Here is a 20485-nt window from a genome sequence, read left to right on the forward strand (position 1 = left end):
TTAATCCTTTTGATGGCCGTAAACACGCGGCTGAGTGTAATAGTCAATCAGCGGTACGCATATATTAGCCAGCAATACAGCGAAAGCAACGCCGTCCGGATATCCGCCGAAGCTGCGAATTAACCAGATCAGCAGCCCAATCAGCGCACCGTAGAGTAAACGACCACGGTCGGTCGTGGAAGCGGTGACCGGATCGGTAGCAATAAAAAATGCCCCAAGCATAGTGGCACCTGAGAACAGATGAATCACTGGGCTGTTGAGCGAAGCGGGCGAGAACAGCCAGCCCAGCGTTGCGCAGAAGGCCAGCGACAGCAAAATGGCAGCCGGGATATGCCAGCGAATGGCGTTTTTCCATAGCAGGAACAGACCGCCCACCAGATAACCCAGGTTAACCCACTGCCAGCCGAGACCCGCGAGCACACCACTGTAAATGGGCTGTGCCAGAAGTTGCGCGGCGCTGTGGCCCGCGCGCAGGCCGGTTTTGAATGTATCGAGCGGCGTGGCCTGGCTGACGCCATCGGCACCGAGCTGCAGCTGCTGCATCGTGTCGCCCGCAAGAGTATGGCCGGTAAAAATCATACTGAGTGAATCGAGCATCCCCGGTTTAATCATCTGTAACGCGTCCGGCGGCACCCAACTGGTCATCTGTACCGGAAACGAGATCAGTAGCACCACATAGCCTACCATCGCCGGATTAAAGGGATTTTGTCCCAGTCCACCGTAAAGCTGCTTGGCGATCACAATCGCAAAGACTGTACCGATCACTACCAGCCACCAGGGCGCCAGAGAGGGGATGCTGATTCCCAGCAGAATGGCCGTCAAGAGGGCTGAATTATCCGCAAGATTGGCAGCAACCGGGCTTTTGCGTAAACGCAGGATGGCCGCTTCGGTAAGCAACGCCGTTACCGAGGCCAGAATCACCTGCAACAGCGTGCCCACGCCAAAGAAATAACACTGCGCTGCAAAGCCCGGCAGTGCAGCCAGCACCACCAGCATCATGATGTTGCCGGTGCTGCGCCGGTTGTGGGTATAAGGTGAACTTGCTATACGAAAAGCCATTTAGTCCTCAGGTGTCAATGTCGATTGCGCTTTACGCGCTTTGGCACGTTCGATAGCAGCCGCAATAGCGGCTTTGCGCGCGTCAGTAGGGTGCTCAAGTTCCGGCGCCTGTTCGGCTTCAGCATTCGCATTATTGGCTTGTTCTTGCGCCATTTCCGCCTGCTCGACGTCACGGTGCGCCTCTGTTGCAGCCAGTGCAGCATCGCGAGAAGCGTCCTCCGCGCGAGCCAGGGCGGCGGCGGCTTTCTTCGCTTTGGCACGCTCCACGGCGGCGGCCACGGCGGCCTTGCGCGGGTCTTCCGGCGGAGCGGGCTGCACATCCTCAGTACTTTCAGTGACGGCGGCCTGCGCGGCTTTCTTCGCTTTGGCGCGTTCCACGGCGGCGGCCACGGCGGCCTTGCGCGGGTCTTCCGGCGGAGCGGGCTGCACATCCTCAGTACTTTCAGCGACGGCGGCCTGCGCGGCTTTCTTCGCTCTGGCGCGTTCCACGGCGGCGGCCACGGCGGCCTTGCGCGGGTCTTCCGGTGGGGCGGGCGGCACATCCTCAGTACTTTCAGCGCTGGCGGCCTGCGCGGCTTTCTTCGCTCTGGCACGTTCCACGGCGGCGGCCACAGCGGCCTTGCGTGGATCCTCCGGTGGGGCGGGCTGCACATCCTCAGTACCTTCAGCGCTGGCGGCCTGCGCGGCTTTCTTCGCTTTGGCTCGCTCCACGGCGGCGGCTACGGCGGCCTTGCGTGGATCCTCCGCCACCTCTTCAGACGCGTCCGGAACGGCTGATTTTTTTGCTTTAGCACGCGCAATAGCGGCTTCAACCGCCGCTTTGCGCGGATCGGTCGTCTGGCGGCTCAGTGCCTGGGTTTCCGACTGGGCTTCAGCCTGGCGCAGGCGAGCCTGAGCATGGCGAGCCTCGGCGACGGCCTCTTCGTTTCCACCAGGTTTTGCTTTCGCGCGTGCCTGAGCCGCAGCCAGTTCAGCACTGTCGCTGCGCGCTACGCGCTGCTTCGCCTCTGCATGACGAGCTTCACGTGCCTGTTTTTCCCGTTCGAGTCGTGCCTGACGCGCTTCAAACCGTGCTTTCGCTTCCAGCGTCCGTTTGGCTTCCAGATCGATAGCCCGCAACTCGGCTTTTTCCTGGCGGTAATACTGCACCAGCGGGATGTTGCTGGGGCAAACATAGGCGCAGGCACCGCATTCAATACAGTCATCAATATGGTGCGCACGGGCTTTATCATGATCGCCGCCCTTGCTGTACCAGTAAAGCTGCTGCGGCAGCAGCTTAGCCGGGCAGGCATCAGCACAGGCAGAGCAGCGAATACAGGACTGCTCCTGCTCGTCGTTGCCCATTTCCGTGCTGGACGGAGCCAGAATACAGTTGGTGATTTTAACCACCGGAACATCCAGTGACGGCAGGGTAAAGCCCATCAGCGGGCCGCCCATAATCACCATCTGGCGTGGCGAGGGATGAAAACCGACCTGATGAAGCAGATGACTGATTGGCGTACCCAATCGGCTCCACACATTACGTGGCTGGGCGATGGCTTCACCTGTCAGCGTAACCACGCGCTCGGTGATGGGCTCGCCATTAATGATGGCGCGCTTAACCGCCCAGGCCGTGCCGACGTTTTGCATCAGCACGCCAATGTCCGTCGAGCGTCCGCCGTGCGGCACTTCCATACCGGTAAGAATTTTGGTGAGCTGTTTGGCACCGCCCGAAGGATACTTGGTGGGAATGACGCGAATCTGGAGATCGCGCTCACCGCCCAGCGCCTGCTTCAGAGCGGCGATGGCTTCAGGTTTGTTATCTTCGATGCCAATTAAAACGCGATCTGCCTGTAAGACCCAGGCCAGAATCCGGCTGCCTTCCAGCACTTCGGCTGCGTAATCCTGCATCAGCCGATCGTCAGCGGTGATATAGGGCTCACACTCGGCGGCATTGATAATCAGCGTTTTAACGCCCCGCAGGCCGCCTTTCAGCTTAGTGGCGGTCGGGAAGCCTGCACCGCCCAGGCCGGCGATGCCGGCATCGTGAATGCGTTTCAGGATGACGGCTCGTTCATGCTGGCGGTAGTCCGGCAGCGGTTCCAGCGGCATCCAGCGGTCCTCACCATCCGGCGTCAGGAAAATACACAGCTCTGACAGGCCCGAAGGGTGAGCCGTCATGTGCTGGGCAATATCCTCGATGACGCCGGACGTCGGTGCGTGCACCGGCAGCATTCTGCCCTGGCCAAACGTCAGTGGCTGACCGCGCAGTACGCGATCGCCGGGCGATACGCAGATCTCACCTTCATGACCAATATGCTGTTTCAGCGGAATAATAAACCGGTGCGGCAGCGGCAGCTCGGCCAGCGGCGTACCGTTAGACTGGGTTTTCATTTCAGGCGGATGAATGCCGCCCTGAAAATCCCAGGTTTTCTCTTTTTTAAAAAAATTTAGCAGATTAAGCATGACTCTCTACCGGGATCACCCGAACAGGAATGGTTTCAAGATCCCATTTCCAGTTGGCCGTGGTGGTGGCAACCGGACGCATCTCAATACAATCGGTAGGACAAGGCGCGACACACAGGTCGCAGCCCGTACACACGTCGCTCAGCACGGTGTGCATGGCGCGTGTTGCGCCAACGATGGCATCAACCGGGCAGGCCTGAATACATTTCGTGCAGCCAATACAGTTCGCTTCATCTATCCATGCTACGGTGCGCACGGGCGCTTTGGCTTCTTCGTCGCCATCAATCGGCTGCGGCTCAACGTTGAGCAGGGCCGCCAGCTTCAGCATGGTCTGTTCGCCACCGGGCGCACATTTGTTGATGGCTTCACCGTTATTGCCCACCGCATCGGCATAAGGACGACAGCCAGGATAACCGCACTGACCGCACTGGCTTTGCGGAAGAACAGCGTCGATCTGCTCAACAATGGGATCTTCTTCAACCTCAAAGCGTCGTGAGGCGTAACCCAGCAGGGCGCCAAACACAAGGCTCAGGGCGCTTAATACCGCAACCGCTATCCAAATCGCACTCATCAGAATTTCACCAAACCGGTAAAGCCCATAAACGCCAGTGCCATCAGGCCTGCGGTGATCAGCGCAATCGAGTTTCCTTTGAATGGGGCAGGCACGTTTGCCAGAACCAGGCGCTCACGCATACCGGCAAACAGCACCATGACAAGCGAGAAGCCCAGCGAGGCGCTGAATCCATACAGCGCCGCCTGCAGGAAGGTGTGGTTGAGGTTAACACTCAACAAGGGAACGCCCAGCACCGCGCAGTTGGTGGTAATCAGTGGCAGGAAAATACCCAACAGTCGGTAAAGCGACGGGCTGGTTTTGCGCACCACCATTTCGGTGAACTGCACAACCACGGCGATCACCAGAATATAGGCCATGGTGCGCAGGTACACTAAGTCCAGTGGCACCAGAATAAGATGGTTCACCAGCCATGCACAAATAGAGGCCAGTGTGATAACAAATGTGGTGGCGAGGCCCATGCCAATCGCCGTTTCCAGCTTTTTGGAAACGCCCATAAAGGGACACAGGCCGAGGAACTTCACCAAAACGAAGTTATTCACCAGCACAGTACCCACAAAGAGAAGGAGATAATCGGTCATTTTTTCGCCTGAATACCAGAAAGCGGCTTATTATCATTGATAAAACGCGGTATCACAACTGTGACACAACATTGTCTACGGACAACCGCACTCAGGATTAAACTGTTGGCGATAATTTTGGCCTCACCGCTGAGTAAACGTCGCTTTTACCCGTGCTGAACGCTTGAAATAAGGCACAAAAATTGCCGCTGCCGCCAGAGACAGCAGTAACGTCTGAATCGCCCGGGCGTCAGAAACCGGCGTAAAGGCAAACGTTTTCAGGGCCAGCAGCACGGTAATCAGCAACCAGACAATATAGTGGCGTGGCAGCCGGGAAGAGCGCTTAAAGAAAATCCACACAACCCACATGCTGTAAGCCCACAGCGCGGTGGCGGTGAAAAGCGAAATGGCCCAGTAGGTGGTGACGAGCGAACTGTGATTAAACAGGGTGGCGCGCCATTGTGTATCAAACAGCGGTGTCAGATACATGGCCATCACCAGCGCCGTGGTGAGCAGCGTCATCAGCAACCATGCCAGCGGCACTAAAAGCCAGCCACCAATACGAGGTGCGGCATCCTGTGTGTTCATTGCGGTTAATCCTGTCTCAATGTCAGAAGCGGCTCAGAATAGCATGTTAAGACAGAAGGGAAACATTATGGCTAAGCGCTTTCAGACAATATTCTGAACCTCAGAATTATACCACGTAGCGCCATACCGATTTAGGTACGCAGCCCAGATCAAACAGACGACCACCGGATACCAGCTCTGCGCGACGATGATCTGCAGCCCGGTACATATTGATGATATCGGTGTTGTCAGAAAGGGAATAATTCAGATGGTCGTAGAGTTTTTCCAGACTGTCGAGGTTATTCACTTTGCGGAATTTTAAAAGATAATCGTGCGCAGTCATTTTTATCGTAACGGATGGATGGGAAAGAGTGCCAAGTATAGGGAGACACCCGGCCGTGTCCAGTTCTGCCACTTAAAAAAAGCAAAAATCAGACAATCACGAGAGATTGATCGCTAAACAACCCTTTTCAACATTTTCGTGCACAGTAAACGTCGCCGCCGTTATCAGGTCAGGTGCTGTACAGGGCGTATGTTGTTTGGGTTGATCAGACCAGGTAACTTTTTATTTGTTTATATGTACGAATCGACTGCCATTAATTCCCGTTTCCCGCGTCAGATGAAGAGAACGTCAGTAAACCCTCAACAAAGGCTTATAGCCGAATCGTTTCATTCGATATACAGGGCCGTGTAGGGATGTGCTGGAAATCACAAAATGCACTTTTTGTCGCCGAATAATTGCCGTAACTCATTCTGTACGCCTCCCTGTAATCGTTTTCAACTGGCCTACACTTAAACGATTCTGTTTATTACATTTATTTATCATAAGTTGAAAAAACACACAGGCGTTTTGTCCATAACCCCTGATGAAATGCCCCCTCATGAAACGCGTAACTCCTTTAAATCGCTCGATTTTGTGAAGCGTGTCGCCCTAATTTACTTTTTTTTACGTCAGTCTTAATGGGCACTTTACCCTATACAGCGAACGCCCTTCAGAGGAATAAAAACTATGTGGAAACGTTTACTCCTGACCACGCTGGTCAGCGCCGCATTAAGTGGCTCAGTGTTAGCGGCGGAAATGACAGTGGGATTCTCACAGGTAGGTTCTGAATCCGGCTGGCGCTCCGCTGAAACCAATGTGGCAAAAAGCGAAGCCAAAAAACGCGGCATCAATCTGAAGATTGCCGATGGACAACAAAAACAAGAGAACCAAATCAAGGCCGTGCGTTCATTTATTGCGCAGGGCGTTGATGCCATCTTTATCGCACCAGTGGTTCAGACGGGCTGGGAGCCGGTATTAGAAGAAGCTAAAGACGCGAAAATCCCGGTTTACCTGCTGGATCGCGCCATTGTGGTGAAAGACAACTCGCTGTACCAGGCTGTCGTAACGGCAGATAACGTGCTGGAAGGTAAGCTTATCGGTGACTGGCTGGTGAAAACGGTGGGCGACAAGAAGTGTAACGTCGTTGAACTTCAAGGCACGGTAGGCGCCAGCGTCGCCATCGACCGCAAAAAAGGCTTTGCCGAAGCGATTAGCGGTCATCCTAATATCAAAATCATCCGTTCTCAGTCTGGCGACTTCACCCGCAGTAAAGGTAAAGAAGTCATGGAAAGCTTTATCAAAGCAGAGAATAACGGCAAAAACATTTGCATGGTTTACGCCCATAACGATGACATGGCCATCGGTGCCATTCAGGCCATCAAAGAGGCCGGCCTGAAACCGGGTAAAGACATCCTGACCGGTTCGATTGACGGTGTACCTGATATCTATAAAGCCATGCTGGCAGGCGAAGCCAACGCAAACGTGGAATTAACGCCAAACATGGCAGGCCCGGCGTTTGACGCGCTGGAAAAATTCAAAAAAGACGGCACGCTGCCGCCAAAAATTATCAGAACGCAATCAAAACTCTTTTTACCTGCTGACGCGCAGGCCGAGTTAGATAAGAAAAAGAACATGGGTTACTAAGCCGCAGGCCGCCCTTCGGGGCGGTTTTCCATGATGTAGGGCGGAGTTGACAGCATGACCACACACAACGAACAACCTCTTTTAGCCATCAGCGGCGTCAGTAAAGGCTTCCCCGGCGTCAAAGCGCTGGACGATGTGTCTTTCAGCCTGCGTAAAGGCGAGATCATGGCGCTGTTAGGTGAAAACGGCGCCGGAAAATCCACACTCATAAAAGTCCTGACCGGCGTTTACACCCGGGACAGCGGCACCGTAACGCTAAACGGCCAGGCGATTTCGCCGCACAGCACCGCCGAAGCCCAGGATATCGGTATCGGTACGGTTTATCAGGAAGTTAACCTGCTGCCCAACATGTCGGTGGCAGATAACCTGTATATCGGGCGTGAACCGCGTCGTTTTGGCATGATCGATCGTAAGCGCATGGTTCGCGATGCCGATGCCCTGATGCGTAATTACGGTTTTGCCCTTGATGTCACCCAGCCCCTTGGCCACTATTCAGTCGCCATGCAGCAGATCATTGCCATCTGCCGGGCTGTCGATCTTTCTGCGCAGGTCCTGATTCTGGATGAACCTACTGCCAGCCTGGATGCCAGCGAGGTTGAAATGCTGTTTACCCTCATGACGCAGCTGAAAAATCGCGGCATGAGCCTGATTTTCGTCACGCATTTTCTGGATCAGGTTTATCGCATCACCGACCGCATCACCGTACTGCGCAATGGTAAATTCATCGCCACGCATGACACGGCAACGCTGCCGCAGATTGAACTGGTGAAACTGATGATTGGCCGTGAGCTGATGGCGACCGCGCTGCAGCGTCAGGGCAGCACGCTACGCAGTAATCAGCCTGTGGTGTCTTTTGAAGATTACGGCAAGAAAGGCACCATCGAGCCTTTCAGCCTGCAGGTCAGGCCCGGCGAAGTGGTGGGGCTGGCCGGACTGTTGGGGTCCGGACGCACTGAAACGGCCGAAGTGTTATTTGGTATTCGTCGCGCCGATCGCGGTACGGCAAAAATCAAAGGCAAAGTTGAACACATTCGCACGCCTGCTCAGGCCTCACGCCTGGGCATGGGGTTCTGTCCGGAAGACCGCAAAACCGACGGTATCATTGGTGCGGCCTCGGTGCGGGAAAATATTATTCTGGCCCTGCAGGCGCAGCGCGGCTGGTTACGGCCGATTAAAAAACGGGAACAGCAGGCGATTGCCGAACGTTTTATTAAAAGTCTGGGTATTCGCACGCCGCATGCAGAGCAGCCCGTTGAGCTGTTATCGGGCGGCAATCAGCAAAAGGTTCTGCTGTCACGCTGGCTGGTGACAAAACCGCAGTTCCTGATCCTGGATGAACCGACGCGCGGCATTGATGTGGGCGCGCATGCGGAAATTATCCGCCTCATCGAGTCGCTGTGTGCTGATGGTCTGGCGCTGCTGGTTATCTCTTCAGAGCTGGAAGAGCTGGTCGGCTACGCCGATCGTGTATTGATCATGCGTGATCTGAAACAGGTGGCTGAAATTCCACTGGAGCAGCTTTCAGTGGCGGCAATCGTTAACGCTATTGCTGACGGAGGTACGCAGCATGCTTGAATCCCCGGTCACCGCGACCAAACCTCAACGTCGCAAGTTCAGGCTGCCGCCCGGCATGCCGCAGATTATTGCCCTGTTGCTGGTGCTGTTAGTTGACAGCCTGGTCGCGAATAACTTCTTTGCGATTCATCTTCAGGACGGACGGCTGTTTGGCAGTCCGATCGACATTATCAACCGCGCCGCACCCGTTGCTTTACTGGCCATCGGCATGACGCTGGTCATCGCCACCGGCGGGATCGACCTGTCAGTCGGCGCCGTGATGGCGATTGCCGGCGCCACCGCCGCTACGCTGACCGTCGCCGGGCACGGTGTACCCTTTATCATTATGGTGACGCTGGCCAGCGGTCTGGCCTGCGGCATATGGAACGGCATTCTGGTGGCCTTACTCCGTATCCAGCCGTTTGTTGCCACGCTGATTTTAATGGTCGCCGGACGCGGTATTGCTCAGCTTATTACTCAGGGGCAAATCGTAACCTTTAATAATGACAGCCTTGGCTGGTTTGGGAATGGGGCGCTGTGGTTGTTACCGGTGCCGGTCTGGATCACGGTGGCGGTTGCGTTGCTGGTCTGGCTACTGGCGCGTAAAACCGCCCTGGGGCTGTTTATCGAAGCCGTGGGCATTAACCTGCGCGCCGCGCGCAATGCAGGCGTGAATGGCTGGCTGGTGGTGATGTCCACCTATGCCATCAGCGGCCTTTGCGCGGCGGTAGCCGGCCTGATTGTGGCGGCGGATATTCGTGGCGCAGATGCTAACAATGCCGGATTGTGGCTGGAACTGGATGCGATTCTCGCCGTGGTCATCGGCGGAGCGTCCCTAATGGGCGGCCGGTTTAACATCGTGCTGTCATTGATAGGTGCGCTGATTATTCAGTCGATGAACACCGGTATTCTACTCTCTGGCTTTCCGCCAGAGTTGAATCAGGTGGTGAAGGCTATAGTGGTCATGTGCGTTCTGCTTCTGCAATCCCCGCGCTTTATTGCGATGTTTAAACGGAGACGTCCATCATGATTAAACGTCATCTGCCTCTGATGATCACCCTACTGGTGTTCGTCATGGGCTATCTGTTTTGCCTGAGCCAGTTTCCCGGCTTTGCTTCCACGCGGGTGATCTGTAACATTTTGACGGATAACGCCTTCCTCGGCATTATCGCTGTCGGTATGACCTTTGTGATTTTATCGGGCGGCATCGATCTTTCCGTGGGGGCCGTCATTGCGTTTTCGGGTGTATTTTTGGCAAAGGTTATCGGTGACTATCACCTCAACCCCGTCCTGGCGTTTGCCCTCATCCTGAGTATGGGAGCGATGTTTGGTGCCATGATGGGCTGGCTGATTGATGCGCTGAAAATTCCCGCATTTATTATCACCCTGGCGGGCATGTTTTTTCTGCGCGGCTGCAGTTACCTGGTCTCTGAGAATTCTATTCCGATCGATCATCCTCTTTACGCCACGCTGTCCAGCATGGCATGGAAGGTGCCGGGGGGCGGGCGGCTAAGTTTGCTGGCGCTGATCATGCTGGTGGTGGTGGCGGGCGGGATCATTCTGGCGCATCGCACTCGCTTTGGTAATCAGGTTTATGCGATTGGCGGCAGCCTGACCTCCGCGCAACTCATGGGCGTTTCAACCCGCGCCACCACCATTAAGATCTACATGCTGTCGACTACCCTGGCGACGCTGGCCGGCATTGTGTTTTCCATCTATACCTCGGCGGGCTATGCCCTGGCTGGATTGGGCGTGGAACTGGATGCGATTGCCTCTGTAGTGATTGGCGGAACCTTACTCTCGGGTGGCGTAGGCACGGTGCTGGGCACCTTGTTCGGCGTGTTAATTCAGGGGCTTATTCAAACCTGGATCAACTTTGACGGCACGCTCAGTTCCTGGTGGACCAAGATTGCTATTGGCATTCTGCTGTTTGCGTTTATCGCGTTACAGCGCCTGCTAACGGTAATGTGGGATCGTCAACGGAACGCGCCGGTGAAACGGCTGATTCAATAAGCTAAGGGCGGCGCTGATGCGCCGCTTTTTTAAGTAGCAGGTGGCGCAACCCATAATCGGTAATGGTAGGTGAGAGAGCGTGAATGAATAAGCATTGCCTGAACAGGGATTATTCATCGTGCGGGTGCATGCGTTGTATCACATCATGCCAGCCTGCATGCTTTCTCAATCACGGATAAAGCATGTCCATTCCCTCTGCGTTATGTCGGTTTATTATTGCTAGCAGGTCATAACGCATTTGCAATGAATGCCTGTCCTGTACGTATTTGGCCTGTTTCAGAAGACGTTAACGACGGCCCGCCTCTTTTTTCACGGCAGAATAAGGTTAATGATGGAGAAGAGGGTGCCAGCGGTATAACTGCGTCACCGGATTGCCAGTCTGGCAAGCGCTGGATTTACGCCTTTATCAGCGCGATGTCGCTGATTAGCGAGAGTAAGAGGGTGACGTTTAGCCGTGAAACGCTTTGTTTTTTCCAGGCAGTGCTAATATCTTTGAAATAATGATGGCAAATAACAGAGACCTGCTGTGGGAATGAATAAAACCTATAAACCCTCGTTAAAAGGGCTTCTGTGCCTGCATTCTGTTGGTTGCATAGTGATTACTGCACTCATGCTGATATTGGTGGTGGGCGTTGTTCTTAAGGTTCTGACTGAAAAAAGAATCATTGAATCTAACACCGCCTATGCCCGTAAGCTTGCTGATATGACCGACAGCACATTCAGAACGGCACAAAAAGAGCTTGCATACAGTGCCACTCAGATTAAACGTTTTGATGACAAACAGGCATTACAGCAAGAAGCTGACAGATTAAGACTGCAATCGGATATGTTCAGTTCAGTCGTGATGCTAACCCCAGACGGTTACGTTGCGGTATCCTCTCCACCAGGTTTACTGCCTGTTGGTACGTCTTTAAATGTTGCCCCTGAGCAGTTGATGGCGGTTAAAAAGGGAGCGTTCGTATCAGAACCCCTTACGCCTTACACAGGTAACTATCTCATTTTCTTGTCGAACCCGGTCTATTCCTCTTCGGGGGCGTATCTGGGTTATATTGCAGGATCTATCTACCTGAAAAGAAAAAGTATTTTAAGCCGCCTCATGAGTCATCATTTTTACACTGATAAAACAACGATCAGCATTGTTTCAGATACTGGAGAAGTCATTTATTCACCTGATGAGACGCTGACAGGAAAAAACAATCCTTTGCCTGGCAGCCTGACCACACACCTGAATCAGGCCAGCAGCGGTGGATTAAAGACAACGTTAGAACAGCGTGACTGCCTGTTAGGCTATTCAGACGTTATCAAAACCAACTGGCACGTATTCGTATGCGTTTCGCCTGACGTGGTCACCACGACACTCACGCTTATCGCTAAAGATGTGTTGGTTTATGGACTGGTGATAGCATTGCTATTGGTCGGTGTGAGCATCTTTGTTTCCACGCAGATTTCCAAACCGCTCGAAAGACTCGCTGGCCTGACCCGGTCTACTACAACGAAGGATTTGCCTCCCAAAATAAAGGATATAAAAACGTGGTATAAAGAATCTGACAGGCTGAAAAAATCTTTTTTGGCTTATTCGAACACAATTAATAAAACGTTGGCCATATTACGAGATGATGCAATAACCGATCATCTGACCAAACTGTATAACCGACGTGGATTTGAGCAACTTACCGCGCCTTACCTCTCTGCTAAAAACGAACATAGTCTTGCCTCTTTCGATATCGATTACTTTAAGCGCATTAATGATCACTATGGGCATGATATCGGTGATAAAACGTTAGTGGCCGTCGCGATGTTTTTAAAAAAAGGCTGCCGCACTAACGATATTGTTTGTCGGTTTGGTGGCGAAGAATTTGTTGTTTTCTTTCCGAATACACAAATCTCAGAGGCTGAATCTATTGCAAATCGTATCCGTGAACATATCGCATGTGCGCAATTTAGCGAAATAGGAAAAATGACAATATCAGCTGGCGTGGAGAGTTTAGCTCACCATAACAACGATATTGAGGAAACATTGCTTTCCGTTGACCAATGGTTGTACCAGGCAAAGCATGAGGGGCGAAACAGAGTTGTTTCTGCCAGAAGTAAACTGATTTCGTCGTAAAAAATGCACTGCACGACGTCAAGATTATCAACATTGAGATCTCAGCGTCGTGCAGTGGACAAGGGTGAAAAATCGTTAAAAAAGCTAACTACTTCTTTCACAGACGAAAAGTGGCGTAGTCTCAGAGTAAAAAAGCCAGGCTTTATCACCGTAAGGCCTGATTTTCAGCAGCAGAGGCTTCCCTTTTTCAATAAAGAAATCAGGTAACCATTTTCTTTGATCCTGAACGCTCATGGTCATTTGTGGCGAGTTGATGACCAAATCTGAGTTAATGTGATAATAATAGCCCTGTTCTCGATAGGAGAAAGATATGGTTTTACTTAAATAACCATCGGCTTTATTTTTTTCATGAAGCGTACCAGAGAGAGCCAGTATACCTTTGCCATTCTGGATGTTTTGAGAAATGAATAAATTTAGCGTGCTATCTTGCCACTGATAAGAAATATCCGCTTTACATGATATACGGTGTTCCCGGTTTCCACTAAATGGATACAATAAAAGAGCGATAAAGCATAGCCCTGTCAGAACCAGAATTTTATTCATCATTGAAATTCTTAACATAATAATGAGAGAGACAGTTTGCTCGAATTGTAGCGTGCAAGGGGTGCTGGCATTGAAAGTAAGAGAGTCTGTCAGCATTTTTAAAAGATGTCATATAGATATATTGACTGTCTTTACAATTGATATCCAAATCATCTACGCGTTTTTTTAACTCAGCGCTATTGAGCCAGGCGTCTGAGTTATTAAAAATCACGCAGCCTTTATAGTCCATGCTGTGAGCGAAAACGGGCTCTGCCGATTGCGGTTCGACTTTGATAAAAATAAAAATACAGCAAAAAGAAACGAAAGTGATGGCGGTAAAAAACACATTTTTAAAAGAGAGTCGTGCTAACAACATTTCTGTTGTGGGTAGCCATGGCGAGTGATCACGTTGACGTGTTGAGGGTAAAACCGTCTTATCATCTTTATCATCCTCGACATCTGCGTGCTGTAACACGGCTGGAGATGCTCCCTCGTGCGATTCTGTGTTTTCTTCTGACGAAAGAGGTTCATAATTTTTCTCACTCAAGACAGTTGCTGAAGAGGCTGTAACGGTATTTTCTTTCATCACCACGGTTTGTGGTGACAGAATAAAACCACGCCGGGGCATCGTTCGAATGATGTCTTCCTGCAGTCCGGCTTTACTCAGTGCGCGCCTGAGGCTGGATATATTCTGATAGAGGGACGTAGAGGTCGGCTCCATGCCAAAACGACGCCATGCATAGTCAAAAAACTGTTGATGAGTGACTAACTCACCGACATTTTCAATGAGCAACTCGAAGCATAGTGATGCTGAAGCACTAATGATCGCCGGATTGCCTCTGCCAGTAATTCTTTTTTTCTCGGGTTCAAAAACCAGAAAGTGATTAAGTGTAATCTTTCGGCTCAAAGTGCTCTCCATCTGTACCAAAAGAAATGGACATGAATACCCATCTATTGAAAGGAATTAATAGATAAAAATTTGTTATCTGAATCGACATCAGCATAGTGCTGAATAATTTCCAAATCAAATTAAATAAAAGAGTTTTATTTGCATGCCTTTGGCTTTTTTAATTTAAGTGGAATATAAAATACATGATTTAAGTTGTAAGTAATTGATTTTATTGTTTATAATTTTAAATTTAATTTAATAAAAAATAGTAATGTTTTTAGAGGGAACCTGAAGCGGGTTTAGGCTTCTTATGTAGCCCGCTGTCGCACGCGAAAGACAGCAGATAACGATGTTAAAACGCGCAATTAACTTCTCAAAAATTTCTCTAATAGTAATTATATACATTCTCATTTGCCCTGTCAGTCAGGCGTTCTGGTCAACGGCAGGTGTCAGATTCATTTGAACTCTCATTGGTTGACGCGCTTGCTGCCGTTCACTGCATCATTCAAAACAGACGTTGTTGTCAGCATACGCACTCATATGAAAAACGCACATACATACTTTAATAAGCCGTCAGCGCTATCCACATCAGAGGTAGGCGTAGCTGCATGCGCGCAATCCTCAGGTCGCGCAGACAGACATCATGCGACCAGGGGGGTTGGGCGAGGATAAAATCTGCAAGAAAATAATGTGCAGGGTTGTTAAACCAACCAGATTAAGCCCAGATTGCAGACTGAGCGGAACGAATACACCCTCCATTTTCAAAGAACCTCTACCTCAATGATACTCATCGTCACTGCAGCCTGAGATCACGCATCAGCCGTTGTTTAAGTAAATCACGCGAGAATTCCAGGTGGGCATCACAGAATCTTAGGTTGCTTCGTTTAACGTTAAGGTATTGCATTTCAATGGGGCGTTGATGATGTTTTTAACTGTCCTCACTTACCTGTGTCATGCTGTATTTATCCATACCTGCGACATTATGGCTTAGCAACGCATCGTAGACATCATGTAATCAATATCCCGCTGTAACAAACACCACTCTCATCGACCTGACAGAATGTCTGTCGTTTCCTGATCTCCTGACGTTAAGTATCGAAAAGTGCGCTACCCAGGCCTGAGGCCCAATGTTCTAAGAGCGTCACGGTTTGCACCGCACTTTCTTTTTCAAACATATTGCTGATTTAACGGGAAGGTAGGATAAAACGGTAAGCTTTTCTGGTACGACTATCTGACTAAAAGATATGGCTGTGAGTCAATGTAAACCAGTAATGAACTAAAGGAATGAAAATGGTCAGGAATGAAACATCTTAAGTAATGCATTCAGGTTGAGTGACTAACGACAGCGTCAGGCTGAACGTTTGTCTATTTTAAACGTGATTAGTAGGGCAATGAAACAGCGTCAATCAGATGTGACGGCATGGCGTTGTGTGTACTGACGCTTCGACACAGAAAAAAGTATGAAAAGGAACTGGAGAGGGCAGGCTAATCCGGCAGGTGTCCATTGCAATCTTTAAAAGACGGGTTTTCACGCAGTGATAAGTAAATATTGGGAGTTGATGTGTATGTTCTTTTCTGAATTTATTTATAAATCAATCAAAAAAACATTGCTTTAAATTTGGCATAGGGTATGTGTCTATCTTATTGATTTTTAACAATAAAAAACAAAAGATTATTTTATAAAAAAAGAGATTAATTCATATGGCGATTTCAATGTTTAACGTTATATTTCTCACCGCATTAAGCCTGAGCGGCTTGTGTCGATTTTTTTATACAGAGATAAGGAAGAATAACGTGTCTTTTAATAAAACAGTATTAGCGTTGAGTTTCACCACCAGTGCATTATTTTGCCATTCAGCCATGGCGGGAACCGACATTAATGTTCATGGCATCATTGCGCCGAACGCCTGTACAGCAAATGTTGTAGGCGGTGAGGCTCTTGACTGGGGGATTACTCAGCACGAAGATCTTAATCAAACCGCGGTCAATACCTTTGCAGCGAAACAAGTGACATTACAGGTAAGTTGTCCCTCAGCGCAGAAAGTGGCATTCTGGGCGACCGACCCCAATGAAAGCAGTGCTATGGTGGGTGTGAATACCAATAACAGAAGTGGGCATGCAGATAGTACGCGTATTTTTGGTTTAGGGATGGATCCGGTAACGGGAAATAAATTGGGGAATTTTACCATCAGCCCTGTTTCATCAACGGTAGACGGCGTGACCAATACGACCTCTTTCGGTTACCAGAATAGTGGTTCGCACAGTGGTACTGCGTTTGGTCGTGTGTTAAATGCCAATTGGAGTTATAAGAAAACGGAAGACTGGACACCATGGGATGAAACGACCAGTGCACCAGCCTCAGGGAAAGTTATTTCATGGGTGTTTGACATCGAACCGCAATTAAACGCCGGAAATATGATAACCAATGCACAACAGGTTGACTGGCAGGGTACTGCACAGATTAACGTACGTTATTTCTAATTTATTTTTTTGAGAGCGACAGCAGGCATCTCCCTATGAGGTGCCTGATTTTGACATGCAAAAAATATATTATGTTGTTACTGTTATTTTCTTTTTAATTTTTATAGCACCAGTGCGGAGTGAAACGCTACATTTTGATTCTAATTTGATGGCTGCGAATGGTATCACTTCTGCGCAGCTTGATAATGCACTTAATCAGCATGTAATGCCAGAGCGAGAAACGGAATCTGATATTTACATCAATGGAAAATATATTTTATCAGGAAGGGTTTTTTCGGTTAAAAATGCAGCGGTTTATTCGGAAGACATAAAATTAAAAGCAGGAATAAAAGCGTTAGCATGGTCGCCCTACAAAGCCAGAAATGGCAGTAAATATTTTTATCTGGATAAACAGATTCAGGCTAAATTTGATCGGGCTAATAATACCTTACGGTTATTAGTCCCTGTAAAATATCTGATTAATCCAGAGGGGAAGCAAAGGTTGAGTGGCGGGAACGGGGCATTTATAAATTACAATACCTATGCCTATCGCTTTTCAGGAGGAGAAACCTCCCTCAACAGTATCAATACAGATTATGAAGCCGGAATTAATATGAACAATACGATTATTCGCTCACATGGTTACTACAGTTCCTTTAGCAGCCGTAACGCACGTACGGCGGTTAACACGATACGTGATGGCTATATTGAGCGAGACTATCAAAATGTTCGCGTCCGCGCAGGACGAACAATCGTTAGCGATGGTGGGTTTGGCACTGGCTATATTGATGGTGCCATCATCTCCTCCGCCAACGGCAACGCGACGGCATTTGTGAACTTTAATTATGAAGCTGCAGAAACGCTGACTGTCGAGTTCTGGCAAAATAACTTGCTTCTCTGGAAACAAATCATTCAGAAAGGCCATGCGGAACTGCGTAATATTCCGGTAGCTGGCTTTAGTGATGACGTCAGGGTATTGGTTAAGCGAGACGGGCAGATCGTTGACTCGCGCATCATCTCACGCGCGCAAATCACCTCTGACCAGGATGGTAACGCGGGCTATTATGCTTTTACGGGACGTACCGTTAGCGGCAGCAGAAGCACGGTAAGCGGCGCCGGTTTCTCCAGAACGCTAAATTCAATCTTCGCCCCATCGGTCGCTATGGTCACTGCGTCAGGCTATCGCGGGCTTACGGTTAGCAATACGGCTTTCGAAAAAGATTTTCGCTTTCGCTCCAGCCTGACAAGCGTACAAAATGAGAAAAACCAGAAGGGCCTGAGTTTGGATGTTTCAGGCAGCTATAAAAATACCAGCCTTAATTTTAGTCGTAACAGCCGGCATTTTAGCTATATTGGCCAGGCACGACTCGGGAATTACAATGCACAGCGGAGCAGCATTGGTTTAACGCAGACGCAGCAGTTTTCCTATGGCGTGACAGGAAGTATCTCGTTAACACATTATCGTTTCTACGATGCGCCTGGTTTCAATTCATTGTCAGGCAGTCTGAACTTACCTGTGGGAAAAGCTTCGTTGGGCGTAGGTGTCTCCTACATGTCATTAAGCCCCGGACAAACGCAAAAAGATAAGATCAGCCTCAATCTTTTCTTGAGCCTTCCACTAAGTTTCAACAAACACAGCGCTAACTGGCGAAGTCAGTATTACACGTACGGTAACAGAGCGCGCCTGTCGAATTCGCTCAGTGCGCCGGTATCTAAAAACTATACCGTGACTGCCAGCCAGATGCATACGTCGGGCGCGGGTCGTTCAGAAAGCTACTCGCTGGATAATGCCGTCATTACACCTTACACCACTGCGGATGTCTCGCTCTCCCAGGGACGAGATGCCGGAGGCGTATCGCAGACCACCGCGGCATATTTATCCGGTGCTGTTGCCATTAGTAAAGAAGGCGTTATTTTCTCACCAAACCGTATTGGCAATACCTGGGCGGTGGTCGACACAGGCGTCCATCATTATCTTGATGTCGCCTCATTACAAAGTAGTGCGGTCACCAATCATGATGGAAAAGCCATAATTACGCCTGTCGCTGAAGGACGAAATGATTTTATTCGCGTTAGCCCGGAAGGTCTGCCATCAGGTGTAATCATTAAAAACAACGTCAGAGATTTTTCAGCTGTTCGCGGATCGGTGCCGTTCTTTAAATTTGGCATAGCGGATAACCGTTCAATGCTGTTGAAATGGAGCCACAAACCTTCTGACATTCATCAGAGTGATCTTTTTTATGACGGTTCTGGAAAATTAATTGCCCGTTTCATCGACAAAGATATTCTTTTAATCGATGAAAAAGATATCGGAAAGCTGGAATCAGAAGGTATGTCGTCACCTACGCATTTAAATATGCAATGTAAACTTTCATCTCGTCGTCTGAATCAACAGGAGAGTATTAAAAATGTTATTTTCAACTGCCATGCTTCGTAACGTTTCTATGAGTGTTTTCATATTTACAGGTCTTATTCATGATGCCAGTGCCGAAATTCTACCTTCATCATCAGCGGTGTTGATCGAGTCAGGTAAGCAGGAGTCGACTATTGATATTAAGAATAATGGCGATAAAAGTGTGCTGCTTTACAGCAAAATCCGGCGTCTACCAGACGATAATCTTGCCGGTGGCACACTGTATACTGAACCTCAGGCTATTGTAATAGGTCCAGGCGACATCCAGAGCATTCGGGTAATTTACCGTACCAATACGCCGGATGTAAAAGAGCATATCGCGCGCGTCGTATTTACAGGATTACCACCTAAGGATGAGGTCAGCGATGGAAAGGTGAAAATTCTCATTGGGCAAGATCTGCCGGTCGTAGTTAACGTCAGAAAAGATATCGAGCAAAAAGATATGTGGCAGCGCGTACAATATCAGTTAGTCCGCGGCGATCTCTGTATAAGTAATCCCAGCGCTAAAGTGTTCCGTTTCTCACCTTTGGTTAATACAGATGAAGGCGGATCGAAAATCACTTTTACGAAGCCTTATGTTCTTCCGCAGGAGACGTTGTGCGCTACACCTTCTCATCCACTTTCAAAGGGTATGCATCTGAGCATCACCAGCGTCAGTGATTATAATTATCAGTTAAAAACAAACAAAGTCACCCTGTAGTTTATTGCAGGCGCGCCTTTGAGGTTTACTGATTCGCTATGGAGATAACATGTGCTTAGGGTTATCGGGAAACATGGAGAAAATGTTTTTTTAACGGACAAAGAAATTGCCGTAATAGGGTTTTACATGACCGGAATGAAATTACAGCAGATTGCGTGCCGGACAGGCATGGATGTGCTGAAAATTCGTTACCACAAACGCAGGGTGATGCGTAAATTAGGTGTGAAAAACAATAAGGAACTTATTCTCTGGTTCATCGCCAACCGTCCCTCTTTTAGTCTTGAGGAGAGGGAGGGTTAGTGCAAAACGAGGATTCATCCAATTAATAACCAACGGGTGTACGTGGTTTGAATATTTTGGCGAACGCTCTCGGCACTGTGCCGGCGATATGCCTTCCTCTCCGCAATGTAAGTGGGCAGGTGCAGGGAAGGTTTATGGCGTTGGAGGCGGTGCTGGCAAAACGTTGCGAGGAAAAGGGGGCTTTTGGCCGCTGTAGGGGGGAAAGATATTGCCGGAGGATTCTGCGCCTTTCTGTAACTGGCGGGGATGAGTTACAGACAGGCGCAGATAATACCCTTTCTGGTTGTGTAACGTCCTAAAATTGTTATCTCAATGTTCTGAGCTGAACGCTTTATTGAATATGAAAATAGCGAGAGGCG

The 20485-nt window shown here is 49.7% G+C and carries 17 protein-coding genes; 9 read left to right on the top strand and 8 right to left on the bottom strand.

Annotation, left to right across the window (positions count from 1 at the left end):
- The 6 genes from rsxD to ydgT form a co-directional block, all read right to left on the bottom strand.
- Window positions 1-1059: an electron transport complex subunit RsxD gene (rsxD, locus tag NYE92_RS02910; RefSeq protein ID WP_072138019.1), complete on the bottom strand. Its 1059-nt coding sequence runs from the start codon at window positions 1057-1059 to the stop codon at window positions 1-3.
- On the bottom strand, window positions 1060-3504 hold the full coding sequence (rsxC, locus tag NYE92_RS02915) for an electron transport complex subunit RsxC (RefSeq protein WP_104933350.1): 2445 nt from the start codon (window positions 3502-3504) through the stop codon (window positions 1060-1062). It lies immediately after the preceding gene.
- Complete coding sequence (gene rsxB, locus NYE92_RS02920) at window positions 3497-4075, bottom strand: electron transport complex subunit RsxB (protein WP_013025662.1); 579 nt, start codon at window positions 4073-4075, stop codon at window positions 3497-3499. The genes rsxC and rsxB overlap by 8 nt, the downstream gene beginning before the upstream one ends.
- The gene (rsxA, locus tag NYE92_RS02925) at window positions 4075-4656 is read right to left on the bottom strand and encodes an electron transport complex subunit RsxA (RefSeq protein WP_013025663.1); all 582 of its coding nucleotides are present in this window, start codon (window positions 4654-4656) and stop codon (window positions 4075-4077) included. The genes rsxB and rsxA overlap by 1 nt, the downstream gene beginning before the upstream one ends.
- Before the next feature lie 123 nt (window positions 4657-4779).
- On the bottom strand, window positions 4780-5223 hold the full coding sequence (locus NYE92_RS02930; protein ID WP_013025664.1) for a DUF2569 domain-containing protein: 444 nt from the start codon (window positions 5221-5223) through the stop codon (window positions 4780-4782).
- Window positions 5224-5329: 106 nt separating this feature from the next.
- A complete protein-coding gene (gene ydgT, locus NYE92_RS02935; RefSeq protein WP_014605919.1) occupies window positions 5330-5545 on the bottom strand; it encodes a transcription modulator YdgT in 216 nt (71 codons plus the stop codon).
- 666 nt (window positions 5546-6211) lie between these two features.
- On the opposite strand from ydgT, the gene ytfQ reads away from it, so the two are divergent.
- The 5 genes from ytfQ (at window position 6212) to NYE92_RS02960 (ending at window position 12842) form a co-directional block, all read left to right on the top strand.
- The gene (gene ytfQ, locus NYE92_RS02940) at window positions 6212-7168 is read left to right on the top strand and encodes a galactofuranose ABC transporter, galactofuranose-binding protein YtfQ (protein WP_013025666.1); all 957 of its coding nucleotides are present in this window, start codon (window positions 6212-6214) and stop codon (window positions 7166-7168) included.
- 54 nt (window positions 7169-7222) lie between these two features.
- On the top strand, window positions 7223-8743 hold the full coding sequence (locus NYE92_RS02945) for a sugar ABC transporter ATP-binding protein (RefSeq protein WP_014605918.1): 1521 nt from the start codon (window positions 7223-7225) through the stop codon (window positions 8741-8743).
- Entirely contained in the window at window positions 8736-9752 is a 1017-nt protein-coding gene (ytfT, locus tag NYE92_RS02950) for a galactofuranose ABC transporter, ATP-binding protein YtfT (protein WP_014593626.1), read from the top strand. Before NYE92_RS02945 ends, ytfT begins: the two co-directional genes overlap by 8 nt.
- Window positions 9749-10735 carry a galactofuranose ABC transporter, permease protein YjfF gene (yjfF, locus tag NYE92_RS02955; RefSeq protein WP_014605917.1) on the top strand — a complete coding sequence of 329 codons (987 nt, stop codon included), beginning with the start codon at window positions 9749-9751 and terminating at the stop codon, window positions 10733-10735. The genes ytfT and yjfF overlap by 4 nt, the downstream gene beginning before the upstream one ends.
- A 526-nt stretch (window positions 10736-11261) precedes the next feature.
- Entirely contained in the window at window positions 11262-12842 is a 1581-nt protein-coding gene (locus NYE92_RS02960) for a sensor domain-containing diguanylate cyclase (RefSeq protein ID WP_110015091.1), read from the top strand.
- Between the two features lie 84 nt (window positions 12843-12926).
- Here the strand turns inward: NYE92_RS02960 and NYE92_RS02965 are convergent, their stop codons facing one another.
- Both NYE92_RS02965 and NYE92_RS02970 read right to left on the bottom strand, forming a co-directional pair.
- A complete protein-coding gene (locus NYE92_RS02965; RefSeq protein WP_309600955.1) occupies window positions 12927-13385 on the bottom strand; it encodes a hypothetical protein in 459 nt (152 codons plus the stop codon).
- Window positions 13378-14283 carry a winged helix-turn-helix domain-containing protein gene (locus NYE92_RS02970; protein ID WP_014593630.1) on the bottom strand — a complete coding sequence of 302 codons (906 nt, stop codon included), beginning with the start codon at window positions 14281-14283 and terminating at the stop codon, window positions 13378-13380. The genes NYE92_RS02965 and NYE92_RS02970 overlap by 8 nt, the downstream gene beginning before the upstream one ends.
- Before the next feature lie 1764 nt (window positions 14284-16047).
- Between NYE92_RS02970 and NYE92_RS02975 the strand changes: the two genes are divergently transcribed.
- Genes NYE92_RS02975 through NYE92_RS02990 form a run of 4 tightly spaced genes read left to right on the top strand, consistent with a single transcriptional unit; the run spans window position 16048 to window position 20126 of the window.
- Window positions 16048-16734, top strand: a complete 687-nt coding sequence (locus NYE92_RS02975) for a DUF1120 domain-containing protein (RefSeq protein WP_231858583.1) — start codon at window positions 16048-16050, stop codon at window positions 16732-16734.
- 55 nt (window positions 16735-16789) lie between these two features.
- Complete coding sequence (locus tag NYE92_RS02980; protein ID WP_259018494.1) at window positions 16790-19150, top strand: fimbrial biogenesis outer membrane usher protein; 2361 nt, start codon at window positions 16790-16792, stop codon at window positions 19148-19150.
- Entirely contained in the window at window positions 19122-19826 is a 705-nt protein-coding gene (locus NYE92_RS02985; RefSeq protein WP_013025675.1) for a fimbria/pilus periplasmic chaperone, read from the top strand. The genes NYE92_RS02980 and NYE92_RS02985 overlap by 29 nt, the downstream gene beginning before the upstream one ends.
- Before the next feature lie 51 nt (window positions 19827-19877).
- Window positions 19878-20126 carry a helix-turn-helix domain-containing protein gene (locus NYE92_RS02990; protein ID WP_013025676.1) on the top strand — a complete coding sequence of 83 codons (249 nt, stop codon included), beginning with the start codon at window positions 19878-19880 and terminating at the stop codon, window positions 20124-20126.
- The last annotated feature ends 359 nt before the right edge of the window (window positions 20127-20485 follow it).

The organism is Pantoea sp. B566, from assembly GCF_024793925.1.
Taxonomy (GTDB): domain Bacteria; phylum Pseudomonadota; class Gammaproteobacteria; order Enterobacterales; family Enterobacteriaceae; genus Pantoea; species Pantoea ananatis.

What these genes read in the sequence shown, in the direction of transcription:
- rsxD (WP_072138019.1), bottom strand. Translation starts at nt 1,059, where the DNA reads ATGGCTTTTCGTATAGCAAGTTCACCTTATACCCACAACCGGCGCAGC.
- rsxC (WP_104933350.1), bottom strand. Translation starts at nt 3,504, where the DNA reads ATGCTTAATCTGCTAAATTTTTTTAAAAAAGAGAAAACCTGGGATTTT.
- rsxB (WP_013025662.1), bottom strand. Translation starts at nt 4,075, where the DNA reads ATGAGTGCGATTTGGATAGCGGTTGCGGTATTAAGCGCCCTGAGCCTT.
- rsxA (WP_013025663.1), bottom strand. Translation starts at nt 4,656, where the DNA reads ATGACCGATTATCTCCTTCTCTTTGTGGGTACTGTGCTGGTGAATAAC.
- NYE92_RS02930 (WP_013025664.1), bottom strand. Translation starts at nt 5,223, where the DNA reads ATGAACACACAGGATGCCGCACCTCGTATTGGTGGCTGGCTTTTAGTG.
- ydgT (WP_014605919.1), bottom strand. Translation starts at nt 5,545, where the DNA reads ATGACTGCGCACGATTATCTTTTAAAATTCCGCAAAGTGAATAACCTC.
- ytfQ (WP_013025666.1), top strand. Translation starts at nt 6,212, where the DNA reads ATGTGGAAACGTTTACTCCTGACCACGCTGGTCAGCGCCGCATTAAGT.
- NYE92_RS02945 (WP_014605918.1), top strand. Translation starts at nt 7,223, where the DNA reads ATGACCACACACAACGAACAACCTCTTTTAGCCATCAGCGGCGTCAGT.
- ytfT (WP_014593626.1), top strand. Translation starts at nt 8,736, where the DNA reads ATGCTTGAATCCCCGGTCACCGCGACCAAACCTCAACGTCGCAAGTTC.
- yjfF (WP_014605917.1), top strand. Translation starts at nt 9,749, where the DNA reads ATGATTAAACGTCATCTGCCTCTGATGATCACCCTACTGGTGTTCGTC.
- NYE92_RS02965 (WP_309600955.1), bottom strand. Translation starts at nt 13,385, where the DNA reads ATGAATAAAATTCTGGTTCTGACAGGGCTATGCTTTATCGCTCTTTTA.
- NYE92_RS02970 (WP_014593630.1), bottom strand. Translation starts at nt 14,283, where the DNA reads ATGGAGAGCACTTTGAGCCGAAAGATTACACTTAATCACTTTCTGGTT.
- NYE92_RS02980 (WP_259018494.1), top strand. Translation starts at nt 16,790, where the DNA reads ATGCAAAAAATATATTATGTTGTTACTGTTATTTTCTTTTTAATTTTT.
- NYE92_RS02985 (WP_013025675.1), top strand. Translation starts at nt 19,122, where the DNA reads ATGTTATTTTCAACTGCCATGCTTCGTAACGTTTCTATGAGTGTTTTC.